This is a genomic window from Pseudomonas sp. Mb7 (assembly GCF_054790525.1).
In genome coordinates this window covers 15,161-38,992 of record NZ_CP186501.1, presented here as the reverse complement: position 1 = coordinate 38,992, position 23,832 = coordinate 15,161, and the positions used below count along the sequence as shown (strand labels likewise).

Genomic DNA, 23,832 nt, shown 5'->3' with positions numbered 1-23,832 from the left:
CCAGCCCAGACACCACAAAAACCAGAGGCTGCCAATCATGCACTTCGATCTCACCGACCTGCGCCTCTACCTGCACATCCTCGACACCGGCAACATCACCGCTGGCGCCGTCCGCAGCCATTTATCCCTGGCCGCCGCCAGCGCCCGAATCCGCGCCATGGAAGCCTCGCTTGGCGTCGATTTTCTTCAGCGCGGCCGTCGTGGCGTCACCCCGACGCCGGCCGGTAAAGCGTTGGCCCAGCACGCGCGCATCCTCCTGCAACAGGCCGAACGCCTGCAGCAGGATCTGGCCGACTATGCCCAAGGCGTCAAAGGTCAGGTGCGTTTGCTGTGCAACACCACGGCGATCACCGAATACCTGCCGGAAGTACTCGCGGACTTCCTGCGCGATCATCCCAATCTCGACATCGACTTGCAGGAGTTGCCCAGCGCGCGCATCACCCATGCCTTGCGCCAAGGCGCGGCGGACCTCGGGATCGTCTCCGATGCGGTCGACACCCACGGTCTGCAGACCCGGCCCTTTCGCGACGATCCATTGGTGCTGATCCTGCCCCCTGAGCATGTTTTGGCGAGTCAGGCGTCGTTGACGTTTGGTGAAACCCTGGCGCACGACTATGTTGCGCTTGGCAGCCACAGCGCGCTGGCGATTCACCTGGAGGAACAAGCGCTGCACATCGGCCAGCGCATGTCGATCCGGATCCGTGCCGATGGCTTCGAGGGCGTCATGCGCATGGTGGCGCGAGGTGCGGGGCTGGCCATCGTGCCCAAGGTGGCCATCGAGCGCTGGGCGGCGGTGCACTCGGTAACGTGCCGGCCGCTGGACGAAGTCTGGGCGCATCGCACCTTGCAACTGTGTGCGCGGGACTTCGACCACCTGCCCGGTTACGCCCGGGCCTTGTTTGATGCGCTGGTGCCTTGACTCTACCGCTAGGGGCAGACTCTATCCTGCGAGCTTCATTTCAGGAGTACACACAATGAGCAAACGAATGCTCGTGATACTGGGTCACCCCTCCACCGACAGCTTTTGCGGGGCATTGAGTGAGACTTACGTTCAGGCCGCCAAGGACGCCGGGCATGACGTGCGGCTGCTGCGTCTGGATGCGCTGGAGTTCGACCCGGTCCTGCACGAAGGCTACAACAAGGTGCAGCCACTGGAGCCGGACCTGCTGCAAGCCCAGGCCGATATCACCTGGGCCGAGCACCTGACATTCGTCTATCCGATCTGGTGGGGCGGGATTCCGGCACTGTTGAAAGGCTTCGTCGACCGGATTTTCCTGCCGGGTTTCGCCTTCAAATATCGCGAAGGCAAAGCCTTCCCCGACAAGCTGCTCAAGGGCCGTACCGCGCATTTGCTGGTGACCATGGACACGCCGTACTGGTACTACAAATGGATCTATGGGATGCCGGGGCTGAATCAGATGCGCAAGACCACGCTGGAATTCTGCGGCATCAAGCCACTGAAGACGCTGACCTTCGGGCCGATCCTTGGCTCCAAGCCAAACCAGCGCGATGCCTGGCTGGAACAGGCGCGCGTGACCGCCGCCGTCTAAGGCTTTCCTGCCGCCTCAACTGACGGCGCACAAGCCGCCGTCAGTGCCTCTTCGGGCTCCTTCTCGAGCCCGTCCGTCGCCTGTGCACGTCATTTACGCGCAGTTGCCATTTTCTGATGGTATTGGACATATAATCGCCGCCGATCCGGCATGACGCCTGATCGCGCTACGCTATGTTTGATCATCGAGACGGACCTTATGTATATCGGCAAAGCCGCCCAACTGTCGGGCACCACAGTCAAAAGCATTCGCCATTACGAAGAAATCGGCCTGTTGCCCGAGCCCAAGCGTGAAGGCAAATACCGCATCTACAGCCAGCAAAGTGTCGAGGTGTTGACGTTCATCAAGTGCGCCCAGCAATTGGGCTTCAAGCTCAAAGAGCTGCAGGTGATCCTCAACAACTACCGCGGCGACGAATTCCCGTGGGACATGGCGCAACGAGCCATTGCCGAAAAAAAAGCCGAACTGGTGACCCAGATCGGCGATTTGCAGCAATTGCATGATGGCCTTGAGGCGTTTGAACACAACCTCAACGACGCCCGCCAGGAATGTCAGTTCGAACGCATCGCCCGCTATGGCGAAAAAAACCCGGTCAATACACTGAACTGAAAACCCTGCTGCGCCGCATGACCGGGTTCGCCTGTCGTCTCAGGGCAGGCGCGCCCGGTCGTTGGCGAATCAGCCCGGTACCGCCTCCCCTTCTGTGCGCAGCGCTTGAACCGGCGCATGCACCGGTGCTATCGCCGCAAAGAACCACGGTGACACCAGCGTCACCAGGACAATGGTCATGACTCCGCTGGAAAACAGCGCCATCGCCACCAGTGCACCCAGATCGACAATCGGCTTGAAGTCGGAAAACAGCAGCGCCATGAAGCCCACGGAGAAGATCACCACGTTGATCACCGTCGAACGGCCGACGCTGTGCATCGCCTGCAAAATAGCCGCGTCGATCTCATTGCCCTGCTGCACCAGCAACTTGATCCGCGACAGCAGGTGCACCGCGTAATCCACCACGCCGACCACGAGGAACGTCACCAGCGTCGTGCCGATGTTCAGCTCAATGCCGAACAGGAACATGAAGCCATAGACCGTCACCGACGTGGTCAGCAAGGTCAGCATGCCGAGCACACCGAGGCGCACCGATTTGAGCCAGTACATCATCATCAGCGTGACGACCAGCAAGGCCAGGGAAAAACTCAGCACCTGGCCCTGAGTGATTTCCTGCAGGACGCCCGTCCAGATCAACGGCGTGCCGGCGTGGGTCACCTCCAGGTTGGCCGGTTTGTTGACCAGCAACCAGGCATCGAGGCGGTCGAGCATGCCCTGATAGTCGCTGGCGACCGACGAGGTCATGGTGTAAAGGGTCAAGGCCTTGGAGAAATCGGCGTTGAGCACGTTGTTCAGGTCCGAACCGCCACCGTTTTCGAACAGCATCACGTGTTGCTCGATCAGCGAATTGCCCGGCACTTCAAACTGCTCGACCTGCCCGTCGTCATTGACCGACGAGACCTTCTCAACGGCATTCGGCACCCGCAGATACTCCGGGTTCATGTCGTTGAGCACCAGGTTCATGCGCTTGACGTAAGTGGCCAGCGAGTAGCCGTAACTGACGTTCGGTTGCTGTTTGATGAAGTGGTCGAGCTTGTCGATGAACTGCACCACTTCGGTGGTCAGCACGCCGCGTGGTTCTTTGCTGTCGATCGCGATCCAGCCCGGCGCCGTGCCCGCTACTTTGGCGTGGTTGATGAACTGATCGGACACGCGAATGTGGCTTTCCGGCTTGAAGTAAGCGATGCCGGAGTCTTCGATATCGACGCGAAAGGTGAACACGGTGGCCAGCGCCAACAGCGGCAGCATGACCATCAGGATCGGTTTGCGAAAGCGGATCATCCAGGCACAGAACGCCACCAGATACCGCGAGATGATCGATTCCTTGTGTACCTCAGCCTTGGCCTGCTGCGGCTGATCCTTGCCCCAGATGGAAATCCACGCCGGAATCAGCAACAGCGAAATGATCAGCGCCGCGGTCAGACCGATCGACATGAACACGCCGAAATTGCGGATGCTGACAATGTTGTTGGTGGTGGAAATCATGAACGTGGCGATGGTCGTCACGGTCGTCAACACCACCGGCACCACCATCAAGCGCTGGGTTTCACGGTTGGCCTCACGATTGCTCTTGCCCGCGTTTTTCTGCTCGTAATATTCAGCCATCACGTGGATCGCATCCGAGCAGCAAATGGTGAACAGGAACACCGGTAGCACACTGGTCAGCAGGTCGAACGGCACCCGCAACAGCGCCATCAGGCCCAAGGTCCAGATGGTGCAGAACAGAATGTTGAACAGCGGCAACAGCACGCCCAGTGGTTTGCGGAAGAAGAAAATCAGCAGCAAGGTAATCAGCAAAAACACGATCGGGAACAGCACGGCCAGGTCGTGATCGATGATTTCCTGTTGCGCGGCGATGAAGATCGGCATGCCGGCAATGAAGATTTCGTCCTTGTACTCCGGGTGTTCGGCCTGATATTGCGCGACGATGCCGCGCACGATCTGATAAGCCCGCAGTTGCGCCTGAGCGTCGTCCTGCTTGGTGCCGAGTTCGGCCACCAGCATCGCGACTTTCTTGTCCTTGGACACCACCCCGTCGACCATCAGTTCGTTGCCCATGATCTGCGACTCGACCAGCGCCGGGTCCATGTCATAGGCATTCAGGGTTTTGTGGATCAATAGCTCGCCGTCGTCGGTCAGGACGATGTTTTCCAGGTCGCCCATCGAGGCCATTTCGCGGATCGGGTTGATCCGCTCGGCGAGAAAGGTCAGGAACAACTGATCATGGGCGTCCCAGTTCTGGCTTTGGGCATGATCACGCAATGCCTTGGCGTTGGCGTAATCGTTCTGCGAAAAGCCATCCTCGAGAATATCCCGGGTCAACAACTGCGCACGGCTGTCGCCTGCATGCCGGGCGACGATTTGCGCCAACTGCTCCTTGTCGGCATCGTTGGCCAGAATCATCTTGCGCACCGATTGCGACATCGAAAACAGCGCGTTGAGCGTCGATTTGTTGAACACCGTTTGCGGGTTGTTCAGCGCCACCATGACCGAGTCGAACGTGCCGGTGAACTCACCCTGCAAATCGATGATGGTCTTGCGCGCCGGGTGGCTTTCCTTGAGCAGATAAGGGTTGGTGTCGGACACCAGCGCGCCCAGCGTATAAGTGAAATACGCCGTAATCGCCACCAGCAGGAAAACAATCGCCCGCGCATAGCGCTCGACGAAATTCAGATATCTTTCCATGATCATGCGGTTCCAGGTCGTCGGGGTCGGCGCTTAGCGGGCAGACACGGCAAAGTCCGGCAGGTCACCGGTTTTCAGCCCGCGTTTGATGGCGGTCTGGGTGAAGAGGCGGTCTTCCAGAGAAACGTTGTACTGCAACTGGTTGAAGCGCATTTCCGAACGCGTACCGTCGATGAAGTGCTCGGTTTCACTGAGCACGATGCTGTCGATCGAATCGATGGTCGCGACTTTCTGCGTGCGCATCTGCTTGATCAACACGCCTTTGACGTCGAAGAAATCCTGACGCATGACCAGGAAATTCTGCTTGTCGATCCACACCTTCAGCTTGTTGTAACCGGTCTTGGCCAGCACCTCGGGAGACGCCGGTTCGCGCTCGATCACGTAGCAGTCGCGGCCCTTGATCTGTTCTTCGCCGACGAGTTTCTGCGAGTAGTCTTTAACGCGGATCTTGTCCAGATCGGCGTACGAGTACTCGCTGCCCATGAACGAGCCGCGCTTGTCGGTGGTGGAGATGCGGCGGGTCTGGCGGCTGACCGGCAAGTACATCCACTGGCTGTCTTCAAGGCCAAGGGTTTCGTGCGGGTTTTCGATGTGGAAGGCCACGTCACGCACGTCAGTCGGCGCAGAAAAGTACATGCTGAACTTGTCGCTGTCCGGGTAATCCTTTTGCAGATAGGTGAACTCGCGAACGCGGGTATTGCCTTTCTTGTCATGCAGGATCAGCGAGACCTGGGACATGAAGCTGTTCCCGTCATTGCGATCGCGTACCTGACGGATGATTTCATCGGCATTGCCAGCCTCGGCGGCACTGGCGCAGGCGCTACCGAGGATCAGTGCGGCGGTGGTCAGACTTTTCAAAAACGGCAACATAACAACTTCCTTTTCGTTGGATGAGTGCACCTGCGCGAGAGCGGCAGGCGTGATGGGTCAGAACAGATAACCGGCCGACAGCCGTACTTGATCGCGCTTGCTGTACTCGCCGAAAGTCTTCTCGGGCTTGCCGAAGAACACATCCACTTCCAGCCCGAGCTTGATGTAGTCGACCGGTTTGTAGGTGAAGATGCCTTGCAGCAAGGCGTCGTCCTGAAACGGCGGTGAGCCAGCGACCACCAGACGACTCTTGAGGCGGTCTTGCCAATGAGTGCCTTCGGCCGACAGGGTGAACAGCGGTTCGTGTTTGTCCTGCAACATGCCGTCCTGCCAGTCGAGCAGCACTTGTTCCTGCCATTGCGCGGAGATCAGCCAGTCGCGCAACAGGTAGTCGACACCCAGCAGCGACTTGACCATCGGCGTACTGTCGGCACCGTAGGCGCGGGTCGGATTGGTCACGCGCCAGTTGTCGAAATACGCCACCTCGCTGCGCACCACGATGCTGTGCCCGGCGTCGATCGCCAGCCCGGCACCGCCCATGGTGTAACGGGGAAACTGCCGTTCCAGCCGCGTGCGGCCGTCGTCGGCGAGGCCTTCGACCGCGTACACCGGGTCTTGCTGACGGGCGCTCAAGGCGACAAAACTGGTGTCCACCGCACCGATCCGGCCGTTGGCGCTCAGGCCATAGGAATAGCCTTTGTCGCCGTCATAGCCGGGCTTGGAATCGAGCAGGAAATACTGCGGGTCCGGCGTAGCAAACAGTGGCGCGGCAAATTCACTGCCCTCAACCGGCGCCTGGTTTTTCACGAAGTCAGTGATCCACAGCGCCTCCAGTTCCCACTCGCCCACCGGTTGCGCAAAGCGCACCATGGGCACGGCGATGCGGCTGTCTTCGAGCAGCGGCGTCAGACCGTCGCGATAGTCCAGCGGGTTGATCTGATCGAGCACACGCAATTCATCCGCGCGGCCCCAGACCACTTGCTGCCAGCCCACTGTCACCTCTCCGTCACCCAGCGAATGGCCGACGTAGAGGTGCCGCCAATCGGCGTCGAAACGGTATTTGTCGCGTGCCCGTTCGCTGTACGGATTGTTGCCGTCGTAGCGCGCGTCGTAACGCACGCGGCCCTTGGCCTTGTAGTAACCGCCCTCCCAGTTGTCTTCCAGGTTGGCTTTGAAATACACGGCTTTTTGCGTGATCTGGTCGTCGCCGTGCAGACGCATGGCCGTGGCCACGCCGACTTCACCGTCGGCGTAATCGGGCTTCAGATCAGCGACGGTAAATTCGGCCATCGCGGTGGGCGCAGCCATGCACGCCCATACCGCACACACGATGTGACTGTTGTGAAATCGAGGCATCGCTACATTCCCAACCCGACACCGCCATCGATCACCAGACTCTGCGCGGTCACCCCGCCAGCCTCGGGGCTGGCCAGGTAACGCACCATCGCCGCCACCTCCTCGCTCTGGATGAAACGGCGCATCGGCAGTTTCTTCTTCGCGTTGCGTACGATCTGTTCCTGGGTCAGCCCGGCAATCGCCGCTTGCGTCGCCAGTTCACCCTGCAACATCGGCGTGTCGATCCACGCTGGCAGAATCGCGTTGACGGTGATCTGCCGCGAAGCGAGATCCAGCGCCAGCGCCTTGGTCATGCCGACGATGCCGTGCTTGGAGGCGCAGTACGCGGTGTTGCGCACCTTGCCGGCACGGCCGAGGATCGACGACATGTTGATAATCCGCCCACGGTCAGGCATCAGCGCCAGACACAACGAGGTCACGTAGAACGTGCCATTGAGGTTGACCGAAATCACCTTGTGCCAGTTGTGCAGATCTTCCGGTTCGTTCTCGTTGCAGATGCCGGCGCTGTTGACCAGCACATCAACGTATTCGACTTGCGAACCGAGGGTCTTGAACAACGCCTCCATGGCCGGCAGGTCAGCAATGTTCGCCGCATGGGTTTCGACCCGCGCCTTGATCTGCTCCTGCTGCTCGTCGACCCAGCGCTGCAGTTCGGCCAGATCGAGATCCAGCAGGATTAGGCGATTGCCGGCGTCGGCGGCAAAATTTTCGGCGACCGCGCGACCGATGCCTTTCGCCGCTCCGGTAATCAGAATCGTCCGGCTCATGGCATTTTCAACCCGCCGTTAACCGACAGGACCTCCCCGGTCAGGTACAAACCGCGATCGGCGAGGTACAGCACCGCTTCGGCGATTTCTTCCGGTTCGGCGTAGCGTTTGATCAACAGACGCGACTGGATTTCTTCCTCCTGACTGCCAATCAGCGCCGTACTCATCTCGGTCTTGACGATGCCCGGGGCGACCGCGTTGACGCGAATGTTGCGCGGCGCCAGCTCCACCGCCAAGGCACGGGTCAACGATTCGACTCCGCCCTTGGCGGCGGCATAGTTGCTTTGGCCTTTACCGGGTTTCTGCGCCGCCACCGAACTGATGTTGACGATGCAACCGCTGCGCTGGCGCAACATGCCCGGCACCACCTGCTGACAGCACAGCATCGTGCCGATCAGGTTGGTCTGGATCACCTCGACCAGGTCGCGCGTCGACATCGTCGCCAGCAAGCCATCACGGGTGATGCCGGCGTTATTGACCAACAGATCGATACGCTGGAAATGCTCCTCGACCCGTTCGAAAAACGCCTTGATGCTGTCGCCGCTGCTGACATCGCACTGCAACGCCAGGCAATCGATGCCCGACGCCTGAACCTCATCGCGCAAAGCCATCGCCGCGACTTCATCGCGCACGTAACTGAACGCGATCTGATAACCCGCCCCGGCCAGGGTCTGGACAATCGCCCGACCGATGCCGCGACTGCCACCGGTCACTACTGCTACTTTATTCGGCATGACCGTTCCTTAAAGCGAGTTGTCGGTTTTGAACTGCGCGAGGCTGAAGCCGTGAGTCGCCGCCAGTGCACGAATCTGCTGCACTTGCTCGCGGCTGATGTCGCCGTAGGAGTAGTGCTGTTTCATACCGGACAGGCCCATCAGCACCGACTCGGCCATGCACGCGTACAACTGACCTTGCTTGAGATAGGCGCGAACGTTTTTCACCAGGCCATCGCCCAGCGGCGTCTGCACGATGCCGCCGTGCATGTAGAGCACGTCGGAGCGTTGGCTAGCGAGGTTCTGGTCAACGTTCAGCGGCACGGCGATGTCGCAGATCACGCTGTTTTCGGCGAAGTGTTCGGCAAAGAGAAACGGCTGCGGTGCGTTCGCCGCGCAGAGCACGATGCGTGCCTGTTTCAGCACATCAAGATCGTTGCTGACGGTGATGAAGGCGTTCGCGCCCAAGCGTTCTTCGACCAGTTTCGCTACGCGCAGCCCCAGATCGGCACTGCTGCCGTGGGCCTGCAAGAGTCCACCGATTCCATCAATTTGCTGCAGGCGACGGGCGAGGCGATCGTGTTCGGCGACACCCTTGAGAATCGCGCGGGCGGCTTCGGCGTAAATCTGTTGCGCGGTTTTTTCCAGACGGCGCAGCGAACCGTCGCGACCGCTGCCGATGAGGATCAGGTGCTCGACACTGGTCGACAACAACGAGGCATAGGTCGAAGCGATGTTGCCGGCAGCGCCGACTACCGCTGCAGTCTGCTCGCCCAGCTCAAGGCCCTGTTGCTTGCAGCCCTGTTCGATGGCTTCCAGGCCCATGCCGATGGTCAGTGCATTACCGGAAGTCAGCGCCATGTCAGGAATCTGCAGGGCCTGGCAGTTGTTGGTGACGATCGAGGTGTACATGCCCAGCCCGGCGACGGTGTACCCATCGGCGCGGGCATCCTTGATGCGGTTGCCGACTTCTTCGCGGATGGTTTGCAGATCACCGCTGGCGATGTACGCCGCCATCGCATCGGAATCCATGCACAGCGGGTACAGGGTGAATTCCACGGCGGTGCCGAGTTTCGAGCGAATCTGCACCGGTCCGATTGGCGCGGCACGGCGCTCGGGGGCCATGCGTTTGATGAACTCGCGTTTCTGTTCAGCGCTCAGGGTCGACAGTGAAGGATCGACGTCGCTGAGCATGTCCGAATCAATCAGATGGTTGATGAACGCCACGCGCGCCACCACGCGCACGTTCTCATCAGACTTTGGGAGGCTTTCATCCTCCTTGAAGCTGACCTCGCGGGCCGGCACTTGCGCGATGCTGTCGGCACACACACCAGCCGCCAGCGGGAAGGCATCGCGGCGGCGCAACATGTCGCAGACTTTCTGCAAAGAACCGATCAAGCCGTCGATTTCTTCGAAGGTGATGCACACCGGCGGTTCCAGACGAATCACATTGGCGTTGCTGCCCGACGGCGCCACGCGCAGGGATTCGAATTGCAGCAGGTAGCCGGCGATGATGTAGCCCAGCGCATCGTTGTACTGCGCCGATGCCTGAACCAGTGAACTGGTGCCGGTCAGGTCGTGCAGTTCGAAGCCCAGCAGCAAGCCGCGCCCACGCACGTCGGCGATGACGTCCGGGTACGCTGCTTTGAGTTCCAGCAGCGAAGCCTTGAGGTACTCGCCCTTCTTGTTCACGTCCTTGAGCATCGCGCTGTCGTTCTCGAACAGACGGCGCAAGGCCGACAGGGCGATATGGCAGGACGCGTCATCTTCGGCAAAGGTCGAACTGTGGATGTAGCTGAAATCGTTTTCGTAGTGGCTGGCGCGAATCACCGTCGCGGCAATCTTCATCAGGCCACCGCCCAAGGCTTTCGACAGGCAGTAGTAATCACCCTGCAAGTTGAAATGGCTGGCGCCAAGCAAAGTGCCGGTGCGGCCGAAACCGGATTGCACTTCATCGATGATCAGCGGGCATTGCTGCTCGTTGCACAGACGCCGCAGGCCCAGATAAAACTCATTGGCAAACTCGTTGATGCCGCCCTCGCCCTGGATCGGCTCCAGCAATACAGCGGTGATCGCACTGAACGCCTCACGGCGAACCTGCAGGGTTTCGCCGCTCCATTCCAGGCTCAACCAATAACGGATATGACGGGCCGGCAGCTCTTGCAATTGCTGGGGTTGCTGCGGGTCGATGAACTCGACGTTGAGGCCGAAACGGGCGAACGGCTTGCGGTACTGCTTGCCGTAGGTCAGCTGAACGGTGTTCACCAGTTTGCCGTGGAAGCTGCCGCGCACAGCGAGGAACACCGGCTCGACATGCAACTGCGCCAGGTTGTGCTGACGCACCGCTTCGGCCACTTGGCGCACGGTGACGCAGGATAGATTCTGCGGCAGCAGACCGGCGGGCAAATCGAGATCGTCGATGTCCAGTTCGACGTAAGCCTTGTCGCTGGCAACCAGATTGGCGAGGGCGAAATCACGCTCGTCGAATTGCTTCTGCAGGTTTTTCTGACGACGGTATTCGGCGTGCTTGACGGCGATTTCCACCGACTCGGCGCCACTGTTGGAAAAGGTCGAAATGTAGCGTTCGCTGTTGTTCAGCTCACGGTTGAACGCTTCACTGAGTTCACGCCCCAACTGACCAGCCGCACCGCGCACCGACATCTGCGCGTTGAACGGCACATCGGCGCGCAACAGGTCGACGAGTTGATCGACAAATTGCGGATCGTTGTGGCCGTACAGCGCGGCGCCGTAACCGCCGAGGAAGTCGGTAACCGTCACCTCTTCGCCCTGGCGGTCGCGGTAAAACAGTTTGCTGCCCAGCGCTCTGTGGAACTGGCATTCCAGGCCCAGGGCCTGCATCAATTCAACGAATTTCGGTCGTACGTAATCGCGGTAATCCATGACAGTTCTATCCCTTGAGTAAAAAATCAGCTGCGTTTCGTTGCGTGCCGACGGTCAGTCGGCCGCGTGAAATTCGAGTTGGTAACCGGCGCTAAAACCGTTGTCGTCGCGGTTGATGACCAGGCAATCGTGGAGCACGGCATCGCGCGGCCCGCCGATAACGAACGGCAGATGCGCATCCACAGGTTGTTCCAGACCACTGACCGGCGGGATGCTTTGCGCCTGCAAAGCCTGCCGGGCAAAGATCAGGTCAACCAGGCTCGGTGCACCACTGAGCATGCCGGTCAGCGGCGTGCTGCTGGTGATGTGCGCGGCGCCGGTTCGCGCCAGCGTGCGGGCCAGATCGGCATCCTTGTGCGGATCGCCAGTGGCGCTGCTGATCAGCAGATCCACCTGTTTGTCGGGCAAGCTCAGCGAGTCCAGACGCGGATGGGCGAACAGTGCTGTCAGGCAAGTTTGCGGCCCAGCCGGCAGGTCATCGGCGCGGCGCAGAACCAGCGCCGCCGCACCTTCGCCAGCAATGCCGCCACGGCCCTGGCGATCAAAGGCACGCAGGCTTGGCGAACCGTCGGTGCTGATCACCCCCGCCTCGGCCAGTGCGGCGAGGGCCAGCGGATCCAGTTCACTGCCCGCGCCCACCACAATGGCCGCATCGATCCGCCCGCTCTGCAACGCCGCGCAGGCTTCGCGCAGCGCCGCCAGATTGCCGGCCACGCCTTGCATGTAGGCGTTGCATTCGCACTCAAGCTTCAAGGCCAGACTGACGACGCCGAGCAAACCGTTGCTCAGGCTCTTGAGCACCAGGAACGGATCGAGTGCACGTTCCTGCAACACGCGTTTGGCCAGACGCTGCATGTCGGCACCGCTCTCGGTCTGACACTCGTGCAACAGTTCGCCGTAAGACGCGAGCGACGGATGGGTGTAACCGCCCTGGCAGCAATAGAGACCAAAACGCACGTTGTCGCGGCCCGGTTCAAGCTCGGCCTCGGCCAACGCCTGGCGCACCGCACTGACGCCCCAGATCACCGCCGGCGGGCAGTAACGTTGGAGGTTTTGCGCAACGTCCTGACGGCTACGTTGATGATCTCGATCAGCGATGTGCCCGAACGCAATGACCCGCTCGCTGTGGAACAACGACGAGTTCAGGGGCGAGATCGCGCTACGCCCTCCGCGGGCCGACGACCAGAAACCCTCAACGCCCCAGCCGGTGGGCAAGACACAGCCGCTGCCGGCGATCGCGACACGTACAGTGGTGTCAGTCATTGTCCCTGCTCCCGATATTTGCCAAGGGCCAGCGAAGTATTGAGGCCACCGAAACCGAAGGAATTGCTCAGCGCGTAATCCACTCGGCGACTGACGGCTTGCCCGGCGCAGTAATCCAGATCGCACTGTTCGTCGGCGTCATGCAGGTTCACTGTTGGCGTGACCAGATCGTTGAGGCAGGCCAACGCGGTGACGATGCATTCCGGTGCGCCAGCGGCTGCGATCAGGTGACCGAACTGTGATTTGTTGGCGCTGACAGCCAAGGCTTGATAGTGCTTGTGTTCGGCGAACACGCTTTTAATCGCCAGGGTCTCGGCCACGTCATTGAGCGGTGTCGAGGTGCCGTGGGCGTTGATCAGATCAATCTGCTGTGCACGCAAACCGGCGTCGTCCAGCGCGGCCTGCATAGCCAGTGCCGCACCGCGTCCTTCCGGCTGCGGTGCGGTGACTTTGTAGGCGTCCAGACTGCTGCCGAAACCCAACACCTCGGCATACGGCGTGGCGCCACGGGCCAAGGCATGTTCGAGGCTTTCCAGCACGACAAAACCACCGCCCTCGCCGGCAATCAGACCGCTGCGGTCACGATCGAACGGACGGCACAGATCCGCGCCCCAGCGCTGCTCGCCCGACGCGGCACCGAGTAGATACAACGCGGCCATGGTGTCGAGGTTGAGCACCGAGTCGGCGCCACCCGCCAGCGCAACGCTGACTTCTCCGCGACGAATCATCTGGAAGGCATTGCCAATGGCTTGTGAAGCACCGGCACAGGCACTGCTGATATTGATCACCGGTCCTTCACAGCCCAGGTCGTCGGCGATTACCCGCGCCAGACGATCGTTGCTCTGGCGCAGTGAGCCATCGGCATTCACTTGCCCGGCCCGTGGCATCAGGTACGACCAACTCGGGGTGCCACCATTCGGGGCTTCGGTCAGCAGCATGTCGGCGAGCATGTGCTGCGGTGCTCCCGAGGCACACAGCACCGCCGCGCCACGCAACTGTTCTGGCTGCAAGCCGCTGTCACCGACTGCCTGCGTGGCAGCCACCCAGCCAAACCGACTGCGCTTTTCCAGCGGCATCGTCCAGGCCGGATGGCTGTGCAGTTTTTCCGGCAACAGGCGCATGTCGACAGGCGCGGCATAACGCACCGCGAACGACGCCTCTTGCAAGTCGTCCGGCTGCCATGGCCGCACGCAATGTTCGGCGCCGAGCATTTTTTCCCAGAGGGTCTGCCATTCGAAACCGAAACCGGTGACGGCGCCCATGCCGGTGATCACAATCCGTGTCGCACTCATGCGTGCTTCTCCATGGTTTCACTGGCCAACAGCAATGCGCCCCAGTGACCGGCGCGAGTGTGGCTGACGAGCAGCGTGTAACCCGGTGCCGCCGCCGTATCACCGCTGAGATGCAAAGTCAGTGCGGCCTCTGTCAGCAAGCCGCTGGCGCCCAGTTCGCCGGTCATGGCGCGGGTACTGCGAATCTCGCGCGGGAAAGCTTCGAGCAACTTCATCACTTGCCCGTCAGCGCAATTGCCGACGATATGCTCGACGTCGCCGACCCGCAGTTTTTCGACGCTCAGGACCTGATCGATGACGCGCCGACCCACCGCCACAGAGCGTTGCGGATCGTTGCTGTAACCGCGGGCAAATCCGGCAATGCGCACGGCGTGTGCCGCACCCGGCGGCGGTGTCGACGCCAGCAACAGCGCGGCGGCGCCCTCACCGAAAATCGCTTCGTTCGCCTGATCGGGCTCGCGCAGATACAGGGCCGGGGTCAGGTTCGGGCTGCTGCTGACCACCAACGCGGCGTCGGCATGTCGCTCGCCAATCTGCTGGCAAGCTTCGATCAGCGCATCCAGCCCGGCGTTGTCCTGAGAACAAAATCCACCCATTGGCCCATGGCAATTCAATGCTTCAGCCACATAGGCCATGACGCTGCTGTTGAGCAGGGTCAGCGCATGCAGGGGCGGTGTGTTGGCCAATAACTGCGCCAGTTGTTTTTGCGGCTGTTCGATGATCGCCTGCACCGCATCCCAGCAAGGACTCGGCGCGTCGACTTCAGGAATGGCCGCTGTCAGGGCAATGCGTGAAGCGGGCAATTGCAGCGCCGCCAGTGCTGGCGCCAGCCGTGCAGCGCAATGCAACAGCCGTAAGCCCTGCGGTTCGACGCTGCGCTGGATCTTGCGATCAAACAGGTCACTGGCCAGTCGCGGTGTCGGCAAGGCAAACGCCTGACGCTGTGCGTCAAATGCCAACGGTTGCGCCGCACAGGGTGTGCCGAGCAAGTCAGCGCATTCACTGCCCGCCACATTCAGCACCGCAGCGGCATTCAGGTAGATGGCTCGGTTCATGTCATGCCCTCCCCAGAACCAGCGAGCTGTTGATGCCGCCAAAGCCGAACGAGTTGGACATCACCACGCTGATCGGCTGTCGCACCGGCTCACTCAAGAACTTCAGCGAAGGGTATTCGGCACGCTCGGAGTCGTAATTCAGGGTCGGCAGCAGCACACCATCACGCAGGCTCATCAGCGACAGCACCGCTTCGATCGCACCACTGCCTGCCAGGGAGTGCCCGATGGCGGACTTGTTGGCGGTGAAGGTCATGAAGTCCTGGCAGCCGCCGAACAGACGCTGCAGCGCCAACGCTTCACAACTGTCATTGGCCTGCGTGGAGGTGCCGTGGGTGTTGACGTGTTGCACGGCGCTGCGCAGCAGCCCGGCGTCTTCGATTGCGGCTTCCATGCATTCCTCGTATTTACTGCCGTCGCGACTGCTGGAGGTCATTTTCTGCGCCTCGCAGACATTCGCGTAACCCAACACCCGGCCCAGTGGCGCAGCCTTGCGCCGTTGGGCGTGTTCAGCGGATTCGAGAATGACCATCGCCGAGCCTTCGCTGAGGACAAAACCGCTACGGTCAGGCATAAACGGGCGGCTTTGTTCGCTCGCCGGCAAGTCGGCCTGACAGAGCGCGCCGAGGCTGTTGAACATGTAATAAGGCAGTTCGTTGGCCATCAGTTCGACGGCGCCGCAGATAGCCAGATCGATCTCTCCGCGCTCGATCGCCCGGTAAGCACTGCCGATGGCCATGGTGCCGGCGGCACAGGCATCGGAATGGGTCGAGATGTGATCGCGGATGCCGAGCCGATCGGCCAGGTGCTGCGTCTGTTGATCGACCCGCCGGGTGAAAGTCGCGCTGGACGCTGCCGGACTGTCCAGCAGACGGTCGAGGTCGACGCGTCCGGCCTCATCCATGCACCGGCTGAGCCGCTGCAGGTCGTGGCTGTCGGCACAGTACTTGTTGGCGCCCAGAAACAGACCGCTGCGACTGTGGGCAAAGTCTGCCGGTGTCAGACCGGCATGCTCCAGCGCCTGTCGGGCAACGTATTCGGCCAGCACACTTTGCCGTGGGTGCAGCGCCGCGTTGCCACCGAAACCGGCCCCGATCCGCTGCCACTGCGTATCGTCGATAAAACCAGCGGCGCTGTTGTTGAATCCCAGCGCCTTGAACCGAGGATGTTCGCGGACACAGGATTGCTTCCGGCAAATCCGCTCGAACAACGTGGCAGCGTCCAGCGCCATCGGCGCCACCAGACCGAACCCGCCCACATAGACTTCTCGTGCCCGCATGAGAACTCCTACACCGCTTCTTTGGCGTGAGTGGTGACAAACTGCTCAACCAATTGACGCGACACTTCATCGCCATCCGCCGGCACCAGACGTGCACTGCACGCACCGCAGACCACTTGTTGACGTTCGTTCAGAACCGCTTGGTGAGCGTTGCAATCCGGGCAGGTGGCCGGCAGGTAGTTGAAAAGATTGCGGCACTGGTTGGCCCAGTTACGCACGGTAGTCGCGGCGAACACCTGAGCCGGTTGCATGCCCGCCTTCAGTTGATCCGGGGTGTAGGCGCTGAGGCTTTGCTCAAGCAGGTGCTTGCCACTTTCGGTAATGCGACCGTTGGCGAGAAACTCGCTGGCATCCCCGCAAACCGCCACCGCATGGTCAAGCACGCTGGTTTTCGGCAGTGTGCAGCCATATTGGCGGCCCAGTTGGAAGCTCAGGTCGACGATGTCCAGCGAGTCGGCACCGAGGTCTTCGACGATGCTGCTGTTTTCTTCGATGTCATTCGCATCCATCACCAACAGCTGTGCGAGGATTTCGCGAGTGCTGGCAACGACATGTTCCAAGTCCAATGGATTGTTCATTTCTATCTCCCTATATGTCGTGACTACTTCATGAATTCGACTTATGAAAAGTAACTTTTCCCACAGCAACTTCTCACGCGGCGGGAATCTAAACTCTGCCCTTAAGGGGAGAGTCAACGAACTATTCAAGGTTTTTTTACAACTCGAAAAAAGTCTGCAAAACCCCACAGACACCGCACCTCCTTGGTGCGGCGAACGACTTATTTACTTAACAAAGACGGGGTATGGTGGGGCGCCCGCGCTATCGGGCAGGCTGACTATCGAAAGCAACTAAGGACGCAACGGAACAGACGTACTAAAAGTAAAAACCAGACAAGTAAAATAGTTATAACTTCATAGCCTTTGTTTTAGATCAATACTGCCGTTAATTGATTTTGCTGGAAGGTTTACGTCTCCATCCATAAACCTGGCAGCGTTTATGGATATCTGCATGTCGAGCACAGACATCTGGGCAGAAGCACGGCGCTATAGGGTGCAGCTTCCGTTTGATCGCCTTGTCTGGAGCCGACACATGACCGCCCCTATTACCGTTCTACGCGACACTCATCCGCTGCCGGTACTCGATGCCTGCAAATGGGAAAAACTCGAAGGCGACCCGCACACCGTTAACCTCAACGCCTACACCAGCGAAGACGGCAGCAAGATCATGGGTACGTGGATCTGCACCCCGGGCAAATGGCGCGTCGATTATGTGAAGTGGGAGTACTGCCATTTCCAGGAAGGCTACTGCGTGATTACTCCGGACGGCATGGCGCCGATCCACCTGCGTGCTGGCGATATTTTCGTGGTTGAGCCGGGGATGAAAGGCACGTGGGAAGTGGTCGAGACCGTGCGTAAATATTTCGTGTTTGCCTGATGCAAAAAAGCCGGGAGATCACCCGACGTGATTTCCCGGCAAACAATTTCTGATATACGCAATTCCCCTGTGGGAGCGAGCCTGCTCGCGAAAGCGGACCGTCAGTCACTTCCTTGTTGAAGCAACCGCCGTCATCGCGAGCAGGCTCGCTCCCACAGTTTGTTCAGCGCTGCCCTTCAATTGCAGGCTTGCGATAGCTGTTGATGATCGCCGAGAAGTCTTTCCCGCCGTCACCGCGCTGGCTCATCGCCTGATACAACTGCTGCGCCACCGCGCCGAGCACCACCGGTTGGTGCGCCTGACGCGCCGCTTCGGTCGCCAGCCCCAGATCCTTGAGCATCAGTTCCGCACCGAACCCACCGGTATAACCACGCGAAGCCGGCGCCGTTTCGACGATACCTGGCCACGGGTTGTACATCTCCGAACTCCAGCAACGCCCGGTCGAACTGTTGATGATCGCGGCCAGTACCGAGGTGTCGATCCCCAGCGCATCACCCAGCGCCATCGCCTCACTGACGCCGACCATCGAGATCGCCAGCAGCAGGTTGTTGCAGATCTTGGCGATCTGCCCGGTGCCGACTTCGCCGCAATGCACAATGTTGCGGCCCATTTGCGCCAGCACCGGTTGCAGGGTGGCGAACAGTTGCGGGGTGGCGCCGACCATGAAGGTCAACGTGCCGGCAGTGGCACCGCCCGTGCCACCGGACACCGGCGCGTCGGCCATGGCCACGCCTTGTTTCGCCGCAGCGGCCGCTACATCGCGAGCGGTCTGCGGATCGATGGTGCTGCAATCCACCGCTGGCACACCTTGGCGAATGCCAGCCAGCACACCGTCCTCACCGAGCCAGACACTGCGCACATGCACCGCCGCCGGCAGCATGGTGATCACCAGTTCGGCATCTTCAGCAGCTTCACGGGCCGAAGCACGAATGCTGCCGCCCAGTTGCTCCAGTTCCGCCAGCACGGTTTTGTTCAGGTCGACCAGACTCAGCGAGTGGCCGGCCTTGATCAGGTTGCGCGCCATTGGCGCGCCCATGTTGCCCAGACCGATAAATGCGATTTTCATGATCGATTCCTCAGCGCAGGTTGATGGTGGTATTCACGCCGTCGTTGACGCTGTCGTCATCGAACCAGCGCGCCGTGACTGTTTTGGTCTGCGTGTAAAACTGCACCACTTGCTTGCCGTACGGACCAAGGTCGCCGAGTTTCGAACCGCGCGAACCGGTAAAGCTGAAGAATGGCACCGGCACTGGAATCGGAATGTTGATGCCGACCTGGCCGACGTCGATTTCCGTCTGGAATTTACGCGCCGCCGCACCGCTCTGGGTGAACAGGCCAGTGCCATTGCCGAACGGGTTGGCGTTGACCAGCGCAATCGCCTGATCAAGGGTGTCGACTTCCAGCACCACCAGTACCGGGCCGAAGATTTCCTGGGTGTAGATCTGCATGTCGGTGGTCACGCCCGAGAACAGGGTCGGGCCGACAAAGTTGCCTTGCTCGTAGCCCGGCACCTTGATGTCGCGGCCGTCCAGTTCAAGCTTGGCGCCTTCCTTGATGCCGCTTTCGATCAGGTCGAGAATTCGCGCCTTGGCTTTCTTCGAGATCACCGGGCCGACATCGGTGCCCGGCTCATTACCGGCGTTGACGGTGAGTTTCTGCGCCAGCGCTTTCAAATCTGGCAGCCATTGTTTCGCCGCGCCGACCAGCACCACCACCGAGGTGGCCATGCAACGTTGCCCGGCGGCACCGAAACCGGCGCCGACCAGCGCATTCAGCGCTTGCTCGCGATTGGCATCGGCCAGCACCACGGCGTGGTTCTTCGCGCCCATCATCGATTGCACGCGTTTGCCGTGCTTGCCAGCCAGGTCATAAACGTGGGTGCCGACGGCCGTCGAACCGACGAAGGACACGGCTTTAATGTCCTTGTGCGTGCACAGGCCATCGACCACATCTTTACCGCCGTGAACCACGTTCAACACGCCCGCCGGTACACCGGCCTCGATTGCCAGCTCGACCAACAGCATGGTCGACAGCGGATCCTGCTCCGAAGGCTTCAAGACAAAGGTGTTGCCGCAGGCGATGGCCATCGGGAACATCCACAGCGGAATCATTGCCGGGAAGTTGAACGGGGTGATGCCGGCGCATACACCGATCGGCTGACGCAGGGTGTAGGTATCGACGCCGCCGGCGACGTTTTCGGCGAACTCGCCCATTTGCAGCGTGCCGATGGAGCACGCGTGCTCGACCACTTCCAGGCCACGGAAAATATCGCCCTCGGCGTCAGCAATGGTTTTGCCCTGCTCGGCACTCAAGACGACGGCAATACGTTTGGAGTGCTCGCGGATCAGCGCTTGCAGCTTGAGCATGATGCGCATGCGCGCACCGATCGGAGTCAGTTTCCAAGTCTGGAAAGCGCGCTGGGCGGCGCTGACGGCGGCATCGACTTCAGCGGCGGTGGCAAACGGCACTTTGGCCAGCACCTGTTGGGTGGCCGGGTTGACGATGTCGTGCCATTCGGTGGTCTGCGACTCGACCCACTCGCCGTCGATCAGCAGTTTGACCTTCTGGACCGTGGTTTCGTTGGGCGTAAGCGATGCGTTCATGCTGGTCTCCGAAACTTGTTTTTATCGTAGGAGCCAAGGCGAAAGGTTCGCCTTGAGATGAGGCGTGTGTCACGAATTGGTTGTCGGACTGTTTTTGGAGTATAGATGTGCAAACTTCTAATAAGAACGCACATATAAGCCCGTCCATCATGCAAAAAAACATCACCTCCCTCGGTTCGCTGAACTGGGACGACCTCAAGTTTTTCCTCGAAGTCGCCCGCACCCGCAAGGCCAGCACCGCGGCCAAACGGCTGGCTGTCGACTACACCACGGTGTCGCGGCGGATCAGTTCGCTGGAAGCGGCACTCGGCACGCTGTTGTTTGAAAAGTCGCGCACCAGTGGCTTCGTCCTGACCAGCGAAGGTCAGCGCTTGCTCGGTTATGCCGAGTCGATTGAAAGCACATTGCACATGGCCTGCGAGCAGGTATCCGGCTCTGGTGTGGCACTCTCCGGGCACGTGCGCATGGGCTGCACCGAAGGCTTCGGCAGTTTTTTCATCACCCCGCAGCTGAGCCATTTCGTCGACGCCTACCCGGCGATCTCGGTGGACATCCTGCCGCTGCCGCACTTCATCAGCCTGTCCAAGCGCGAGGCCGATATCGTCATTGCCCTGGAACGCCCGGAGCATGGACCGTACGTCTGCTGCAAATTATGCGACTACCGTTTGCAGCTCTACGCAACCCAGGACTATCTGGACCAACACCCACCGATCCGCCGCCCGGCCGATTTGAGCAAGCATCAATTCATCAGTTATGTGGATGACCTGGCGTTCAGCTCGGAGCTGCTGTACCTGGCGAACGTGCTGCCAGGCGCCAGTGCGCATTTGCGCAGCACCAGCGTGATTGCACAGTTCGTCGCCGCACAGCAGGGGCGTTCTCTGGCGATTCTGCCGTGCTTCCTCGCCGCGCAGGACCCGCGCCTGCTGCCGGTGTTGCCGGAGGACATCGACATCACCCGGCAGTTCTGGATGTACTGCCGGGAGGACCTGCGCAAGCTCAAGCGGATCACCCTGTTGTGGGATTACATCCGCGAGGTGACCGAGCGTAATCAGGGCCTGCTGATGGGGCAAACCCGCGACATGCAGTTCGCCGATTAGTCGGCGCTGACCACAATCGAGACCCGGCGGTTTTCCGTGCGACCCGCTGCCGTATCGTTGGACGCCACCGGCTCTTTGCTGCCCAGGCCCTGCAGCTGGATGTTCTCGTCCTTCATGCCGACTGTGCGCAGGACGTTGGCGACACTTTTCGCACGGCGCAGGGACAGTTGCTGGTTGTAGGTTTCCTTGCCCGATGCATCGGTGTGACCATCGACGCGCACGCGCTCGATACCGACGCCCAGCAATGCCTTGCCGATGCGTTCAACGATCTCGGTGCTTTGCGTGTTCAGGCTTTCGACGTCGCTGCCAAACAGCACTTTGCCGGACAGGCCAAACTCCCAGCCCTCGTCAGTCAATTCAAAGCCCTGTTGTTTGAGGACCGCAACTTGCGCCGGGGTCAGGCCTTTTTGCGGCGCTGTCTGGCAACCGGTCAGGGCCAGTACGGCCATCAACAGCACAGCGTAAAAAGATCGAATGGTCAGTGTGGACACGAGAGTCAGCTCCTGGTTTGCACGGAATCGACCGGGTGCTCCGCCCCGGCCGTGAATTGGGCGCCGCGCGACAGGCGCTTGGCTTGATACATCGCCGCATCGGCGGCATCGAGCAAGGCCCCCGGCGTGGCACCATGATCGGGAAAAACCGCAATGCCGATACTGAGCGAGGTCACCACACTGGTGTCGCCCGGCAACGCGATGGGCATGTCCATGCTGGCGAGGATCTTGTCGGCAATTCGCTCGGCATCTTCGACCTTGTGCAGCGGCGTGAGCAGAACCGCGAACTCGTCACCGCCCAGTCGCGCCACCAGATCCTCTTCACGCAATTGCGCACGGACGCGGTTGGCCACGGCCACCAACACCGCATCACCGGCGGCGTGGCCGAAGTTGTCGTTGATGCCTTTGAAACGGTCACTGTCGAGAAACAACACGGCCACGCGCTCATCGTGTTTGCCGGCATTGCGCAACGCGCGGATCAACCGCCCTTCGAAAAAGGCGCGGTTTGGCAAACCGGTCAGGCTGTCGTGACTGGCTTGGTGAGCGAGGGTTTCATTTTCGTTTTGCAGATGGGTTTGCCACGATTCCAGTTCGTCGAGCAAGGCGTTGAAGTCATTGCCGAGGTTGTCGAGTTCGGCGATCTTCGCCGGCGGCACACGGCGGTCCAGCGCGCGTTCACTGCGTGCGGCGTGGGCGACGGCGGCCAGGCTGCGCAGGGGGCCGGTGATGCAGCGTAACTGGCGCCGCGCCAGGTAGAGCGCGACCCAGGCGCTAATCGCGGTACAGAGGATGATCCCCGCCAGACCACTGAGCAGAAAGCGCATCAGGCTACCGCCATGACCCGTGAGCAATACGCGACCGATTTCACGGTCCTGATGCTCGATCGGCAGGCTGATGGGTTTCTCCAGGACGGCGCGGGTGATCTGCATTTCCAGCTCAGAGAACAAGCCGTTTTCCGGTCGCTGCCAATGCGCGAGCAGTTGTCCCTGGCTGTCCAGCACCTGGGCATCAGCGACCTCTTCGGCGGAAGCAATCAGCGCCAGCGATTCGTTGGCGGCCGTCTTGTCGTTGAACACCACCGCAGCTTCCACGGTGTAGCTGATCGAACGGGCGATCAAGTGCAGGTTGTGATCGGCGTACACCCGTAAAGCCAGTACGCCGAGCAACGTCAGCGAAACACTGGCCATCGCCACGCCCACCAGCGCAACAATCAAATGCCCTCGGCCGATGACCGACCCCAACGTCGGGCGTTTTTCCGCTCGGAACAGTTTCATGGCGCCGCCGGTTTGCGACGCGACAATTGCAGCACGCTTGGGTGAATACGCACGCCGCTGCGGGCAACGGAGTCGAGGTTGACCTCGAAAGACACCTGTTCATCGCCAATGCGTAGACAGAACAGACTGCCGACCGTGCATTGATCGCCGCCTTCGCTGATGCTCAATACCGGGTGACCGATCAGCGAAGAGAACAAGCGAGCGCGTTCATCCGTCGTGAGTTTGCCGATGTACACCGCATCGCATTCGCTGATGATGGCCGGGTTGTCGGCCAGCAGGCGACGTACGGTCACCGGCCGGCCGGTGGCTTGAGTGGTGCCTTTGACCAGATCATCGGTGTATTCGGTGGGGCCGACGATGCACAAGCGCAATTGCGCCGGTTCCACCGGCCAGCGCGCGTAGCTGAGAATGCCAAGAACAACCTGAGTGACAGATTTGGCCCGTTGTTCGGCCATGCCCGTCGGCGCTTGCGACTGTGCGACAGCCGCACCCGTCAACAACCAGAGCAGACCGACAAGCAACGCGTGCTTGCAGACAACTACGCGCCCTGTCGCCCAGACAGACACCTTCATGCAGGGATTCTCTTGGATCGTAGC

Annotated in this window: 21 protein-coding genes; 5 read left to right on the top strand and 16 right to left on the bottom strand. The window is 60.5% G+C overall.

Translation table 11 applies throughout. The features are described from left to right. Window positions 1–37: 37 nt before the first annotated feature. The 3 genes from ACOYXH_RS00145 to ACOYXH_RS00135 all read left to right on the top strand — a co-directional run bounded on the left by ACOYXH_RS00145 (window position 38) and on the right by ACOYXH_RS00135 (window position 2,159). Window positions 38–919, top strand: a complete 882-nt coding sequence (locus ACOYXH_RS00145; RefSeq protein WP_116256487.1) for a LysR substrate-binding domain-containing protein — start codon at window positions 38–40, stop codon at window positions 917–919. Between the two features lie 55 nt (window positions 920–974). After that, window positions 975–1,550: an NAD(P)H-dependent oxidoreductase gene (locus tag ACOYXH_RS00140; protein ID WP_095051034.1), complete on the top strand. Its 576-nt coding sequence runs from the start codon at window positions 975–977 to the stop codon at window positions 1,548–1,550. A gap of 198 nt (window positions 1,551–1,748) precedes the next feature. Then, window positions 1,749–2,159, top strand: a complete 411-nt coding sequence (locus tag ACOYXH_RS00135) for a MerR family transcriptional regulator (RefSeq protein ID WP_034154373.1) — start codon at window positions 1,749–1,751, stop codon at window positions 2,157–2,159. A 69-nt stretch (window positions 2,160–2,228) separates the two neighbouring features. Here the strand turns inward: ACOYXH_RS00135 and ACOYXH_RS00130 are convergent, their stop codons facing one another. The 11 genes from ACOYXH_RS00130 to ACOYXH_RS00080 form a co-directional block, all read right to left on the bottom strand. Then, a complete protein-coding gene (locus ACOYXH_RS00130) occupies window positions 2,229–4,844 on the bottom strand; it encodes an efflux RND transporter permease subunit (protein WP_220557625.1) in 2,616 nt (871 codons plus the stop codon). 33 nt (window positions 4,845–4,877) lie between these two features. Next, a complete protein-coding gene (locus ACOYXH_RS00125) occupies window positions 4,878–5,714 on the bottom strand; it encodes an outer membrane lipoprotein-sorting protein (protein ID WP_093442334.1) in 837 nt (278 codons plus the stop codon). Window positions 5,715–5,771: 57 nt separating this feature from the next. Continuing rightward, on the bottom strand, window positions 5,772–7,004 hold the full coding sequence (locus ACOYXH_RS00120; protein ID WP_371857766.1) for a DUF1302 family protein: 1,233 nt from the start codon (window positions 7,002–7,004) through the stop codon (window positions 5,772–5,774). Between the two features lie 68 nt (window positions 7,005–7,072). After that, window positions 7,073–7,837 (bottom strand): SDR family NAD(P)-dependent oxidoreductase, encoded by a 765-nt coding sequence (locus ACOYXH_RS00115; RefSeq protein ID WP_095126599.1) that lies wholly within the window; start codon window positions 7,835–7,837, stop codon window positions 7,073–7,075. After that, window positions 7,834–8,571 carry a 3-oxoacyl-ACP reductase family protein gene (locus ACOYXH_RS00110; RefSeq protein WP_258709207.1) on the bottom strand — a complete coding sequence of 246 codons (738 nt, stop codon included), beginning with the start codon at window positions 8,569–8,571 and terminating at the stop codon, window positions 7,834–7,836. The genes ACOYXH_RS00115 and ACOYXH_RS00110 overlap by 4 nt, the downstream gene beginning before the upstream one ends. A gap of 9 nt (window positions 8,572–8,580) precedes the next feature. Next, window positions 8,581–11,451, bottom strand: a complete 2,871-nt coding sequence (locus tag ACOYXH_RS00105; RefSeq protein ID WP_460410158.1) for an aminotransferase class III-fold pyridoxal phosphate-dependent enzyme — start codon at window positions 11,449–11,451, stop codon at window positions 8,581–8,583. Window positions 11,452–11,505: 54 nt separating this feature from the next. Further along, entirely contained in the window at window positions 11,506–12,714 is a 1,209-nt protein-coding gene (locus ACOYXH_RS00100) for a beta-ketoacyl synthase N-terminal-like domain-containing protein (protein ID WP_320413863.1), read from the bottom strand. Further along, the gene (locus tag ACOYXH_RS00095) at window positions 12,711–14,006 is read right to left on the bottom strand and encodes a beta-ketoacyl-[acyl-carrier-protein] synthase family protein (RefSeq protein ID WP_258709205.1); all 1,296 of its coding nucleotides are present in this window, start codon (window positions 14,004–14,006) and stop codon (window positions 12,711–12,713) included. Before ACOYXH_RS00095 ends, ACOYXH_RS00100 begins: the two co-directional genes overlap by 4 nt. After that, on the bottom strand, window positions 14,003–15,061 hold the full coding sequence (locus ACOYXH_RS00090; protein ID WP_095051041.1) for a beta-ketoacyl-[acyl-carrier-protein] synthase family protein: 1,059 nt from the start codon (window positions 15,059–15,061) through the stop codon (window positions 14,003–14,005). Before ACOYXH_RS00090 ends, ACOYXH_RS00095 begins: the two co-directional genes overlap by 4 nt. A gap of 1 nt (window position 15,062) precedes the next feature. Beyond that, entirely contained in the window at window positions 15,063–16,337 is a 1,275-nt protein-coding gene (locus ACOYXH_RS00085) for a beta-ketoacyl-[acyl-carrier-protein] synthase family protein (protein ID WP_095051042.1), read from the bottom strand. Between the two features lie 8 nt (window positions 16,338–16,345). Further along, window positions 16,346–16,915, bottom strand: a complete 570-nt coding sequence (locus ACOYXH_RS00080; RefSeq protein WP_095126602.1) for an acyl carrier protein — start codon at window positions 16,913–16,915, stop codon at window positions 16,346–16,348. Between the two features lie 511 nt (window positions 16,916–17,426). Here ACOYXH_RS00080 and ACOYXH_RS00075 point away from each other — a divergent pair. Further along, the gene (locus ACOYXH_RS00075) at window positions 17,427–17,771 is read left to right on the top strand and encodes a cupin domain-containing protein (protein WP_003177747.1); all 345 of its coding nucleotides are present in this window, start codon (window positions 17,427–17,429) and stop codon (window positions 17,769–17,771) included. Window positions 17,772–17,934: 163 nt separating this feature from the next. Here the strand turns inward: ACOYXH_RS00075 and mmsB are convergent, their stop codons facing one another. Both mmsB and ACOYXH_RS00065 read right to left on the bottom strand, forming a co-directional pair. After that, window positions 17,935–18,837 carry a 3-hydroxyisobutyrate dehydrogenase gene (gene mmsB / locus ACOYXH_RS00070; protein WP_320413862.1) on the bottom strand — a complete coding sequence of 301 codons (903 nt, stop codon included), beginning with the start codon at window positions 18,835–18,837 and terminating at the stop codon, window positions 17,935–17,937. 10 nt (window positions 18,838–18,847) lie between these two features. Then, complete coding sequence (locus ACOYXH_RS00065; RefSeq protein ID WP_460410157.1) at window positions 18,848–20,374, bottom strand: CoA-acylating methylmalonate-semialdehyde dehydrogenase; 1,527 nt, start codon at window positions 20,372–20,374, stop codon at window positions 18,848–18,850. 149 nt (window positions 20,375–20,523) lie between these two features. Between ACOYXH_RS00065 and ACOYXH_RS00060 the strand changes: the two genes are divergently transcribed. Then, window positions 20,524–21,471: a LysR family transcriptional regulator gene (locus ACOYXH_RS00060; RefSeq protein WP_095126604.1), complete on the top strand. Its 948-nt coding sequence runs from the start codon at window positions 20,524–20,526 to the stop codon at window positions 21,469–21,471. On the opposite strand, the gene ACOYXH_RS00055 is transcribed toward ACOYXH_RS00060, so the two are convergent. From ACOYXH_RS00055 to ACOYXH_RS00045, 3 genes are read right to left on the bottom strand one after another with little or no spacing between them, the layout of a single operon-like run. Further along, window positions 21,468–21,920, bottom strand: a complete 453-nt coding sequence (locus tag ACOYXH_RS00055; protein ID WP_095051054.1) for an OmpA family protein — start codon at window positions 21,918–21,920, stop codon at window positions 21,468–21,470. The two genes, ACOYXH_RS00060 and ACOYXH_RS00055, sit on opposite strands and share 4 nt — an antisense overlap. 47 nt (window positions 21,921–21,967) lie before the next feature. Next, a complete protein-coding gene (locus tag ACOYXH_RS00050) occupies window positions 21,968–23,236 on the bottom strand; it encodes a diguanylate cyclase domain-containing protein (protein WP_460410156.1) in 1,269 nt (422 codons plus the stop codon). Next, the gene (locus ACOYXH_RS00045; RefSeq protein ID WP_095051048.1) at window positions 23,233–23,808 is read right to left on the bottom strand and encodes a YfiR family protein; all 576 of its coding nucleotides are present in this window, start codon (window positions 23,806–23,808) and stop codon (window positions 23,233–23,235) included. The genes ACOYXH_RS00050 and ACOYXH_RS00045 overlap by 4 nt, the downstream gene beginning before the upstream one ends. Between the last annotated feature and the right edge of the window lie 24 nt (window positions 23,809–23,832).

Coding starts and splice junctions, on each gene's coding strand:
- ACOYXH_RS00080 (WP_095126602.1), bottom strand. CDS start 16,915: ATGAACAATCCATTGGACTTGGAACATGTCGTTGCCAGCACTCGCGAA.
- ACOYXH_RS00130 (WP_220557625.1), bottom strand. CDS start 4,844: ATGGAAAGATATCTGAATTTCGTCGAGCGCTATGCGCGGGCGATTGTT.
- ACOYXH_RS00065 (WP_460410157.1), bottom strand. CDS start 20,374: ATGAACGCATCGCTTACGCCCAACGAAACCACGGTCCAGAAGGTCAAA.
- ACOYXH_RS00105 (WP_460410158.1), bottom strand. CDS start 11,451: ATGGATTACCGCGATTACGTACGACCGAAATTCGTTGAATTGATGCAG.
- mmsB (WP_320413862.1), bottom strand. CDS start 18,837: ATGAAAATCGCATTTATCGGTCTGGGCAACATGGGCGCGCCAATGGCG.
- ACOYXH_RS00060 (WP_095126604.1), top strand. CDS start 20,524: ATGCAAAAAAACATCACCTCCCTCGGTTCGCTGAACTGGGACGACCTC.
- ACOYXH_RS00110 (WP_258709207.1), bottom strand. CDS start 8,571: ATGCCGAATAAAGTAGCAGTAGTGACCGGTGGCAGTCGCGGCATCGGT.
- ACOYXH_RS00120 (WP_371857766.1), bottom strand. CDS start 7,004: ATGGCCGAATTTACCGTCGCTGATCTGAAGCCCGATTACGCCGACGGT.
- ACOYXH_RS00145 (WP_116256487.1), top strand. CDS start 38: ATGCACTTCGATCTCACCGACCTGCGCCTCTACCTGCACATCCTCGAC.
- ACOYXH_RS00090 (WP_095051041.1), bottom strand. CDS start 15,061: ATGAACCGAGCCATCTACCTGAATGCCGCTGCGGTGCTGAATGTGGCG.
- ACOYXH_RS00095 (WP_258709205.1), bottom strand. CDS start 14,006: ATGAGTGCGACACGGATTGTGATCACCGGCATGGGCGCCGTCACCGGT.
- ACOYXH_RS00055 (WP_095051054.1), bottom strand. CDS start 21,920: ATGGCCGTACTGGCCCTGACCGGTTGCCAGACAGCGCCGCAAAAAGGC.
- ACOYXH_RS00115 (WP_095126599.1), bottom strand. CDS start 7,837: ATGAGCCGGACGATTCTGATTACCGGAGCGGCGAAAGGCATCGGTCGC.
- ACOYXH_RS00135 (WP_034154373.1), top strand. CDS start 1,749: ATGTATATCGGCAAAGCCGCCCAACTGTCGGGCACCACAGTCAAAAGC.
- ACOYXH_RS00140 (WP_095051034.1), top strand. CDS start 975: ATGAGCAAACGAATGCTCGTGATACTGGGTCACCCCTCCACCGACAGC.
- ACOYXH_RS00125 (WP_093442334.1), bottom strand. CDS start 5,714: ATGTTGCCGTTTTTGAAAAGTCTGACCACCGCCGCACTGATCCTCGGT.
- ACOYXH_RS00085 (WP_095051042.1), bottom strand. CDS start 16,337: ATGCGGGCACGAGAAGTCTATGTGGGCGGGTTCGGTCTGGTGGCGCCG.
- ACOYXH_RS00100 (WP_320413863.1), bottom strand. CDS start 12,714: ATGACTGACACCACTGTACGTGTCGCGATCGCCGGCAGCGGCTGTGTC.
- ACOYXH_RS00045 (WP_095051048.1), bottom strand. CDS start 23,808: ATGAAGGTGTCTGTCTGGGCGACAGGGCGCGTAGTTGTCTGCAAGCAC.
- ACOYXH_RS00075 (WP_003177747.1), top strand. CDS start 17,427: ATGACCGCCCCTATTACCGTTCTACGCGACACTCATCCGCTGCCGGTA.
- ACOYXH_RS00050 (WP_460410156.1), bottom strand. CDS start 23,236: ATGAAACTGTTCCGAGCGGAAAAACGCCCGACGTTGGGGTCGGTCATC.